The organism is Mesorhizobium sp. M7A.F.Ca.ET.027.03.2.1, from assembly GCF_003999175.1.
Classification (GTDB): domain Bacteria; phylum Pseudomonadota; class Alphaproteobacteria; order Rhizobiales; family Rhizobiaceae; genus Mesorhizobium.
The window spans coordinates 1-822 of sequence record NZ_RZOM01001628.1 but is presented as its reverse complement, the minus strand read 5'-3'; the positions used below and the strand labels follow the sequence as shown (position 1 = coordinate 822).

General features: G+C 58.6%; 1 protein-coding gene. It reads right to left on the bottom strand.

Features of this window, described 5'->3' with window-relative positions; all coding sequences use genetic code 11:
• Positions 1–334: 334 nt before the first annotated feature.
• A partial coding sequence (locus EN750_RS41580) for a Shedu anti-phage system protein SduA domain-containing protein (RefSeq protein ID WP_127399454.1) occupies positions 335–822 on the bottom strand: 488 nt, incomplete at its 5' end.

Below are 822 nucleotides of genomic sequence, written 5' to 3'. Positions count from 1 at the left end.
GCATCATGCCGGACTTTGCTGGCGTCCCAGAGGACATCGGAGTCGAGACGGACGAATAGCTCTGCGTTGACACCAAGGGTCCCTCTTATCGCGTTGCAGAGGGTCCGCGCCATGCCGCTATGCCGGCTTCGCCGACAGGAGCTCGCGCAAGGATTTCAGCTTCGCTAGCAGCTCATCGAAGGTGATGATAGACAGCCCGGACAAGCTGTTGCGATACAGTTCGAAGGAACGCTTCCGCTCGGTATCCGGGATTGTGCCCGCCAGCACCACACCTTTGATGCCGTAGGACTCCAGCTTATGCTGGGGATTAAGCGCTTTAATTCGGTAGATATCGCTACGCAGTTTGTCGATCTGGTCGCGGGGTCTGCACGACCGCGCCGACGAGCTCGGGGGAGGGCGCCAAGACTCCGCCCCGGTATTGCTTCTTGCTGACCAGGTCCATGCCGGGCGTTTTGATCTCCAAAATAGCAATACTGTCGGTCAGCTGGTTGGTGAACAGGAAATCGGCGATCTTCTCGCCTGACCCGTCGAGGATCTTCCCGCCGACATGGGCCTGCCCCTGCAGCAAAAGCACCGGCACGTTGAATGCCATGTCCAGGATAAAAGGGTTGGCCTCGAACAGCTTCTGCCATTGCGGCTCGGTGGCCCTCGCGGCGAACTGCGTTTCCATATGGACTATCAGCTCATCGAGGGAAGCAAGTTCAATCTCGTCATGAAGTTTTACGAGCCCGGCGCGCTGGGTTTTGATTGATTTGCGGACCGTTGCGCCGGCGAGGCTGACAACGGCCGCCCGGTCTTTTTCCGAAAGGCGGGCGTCTACAA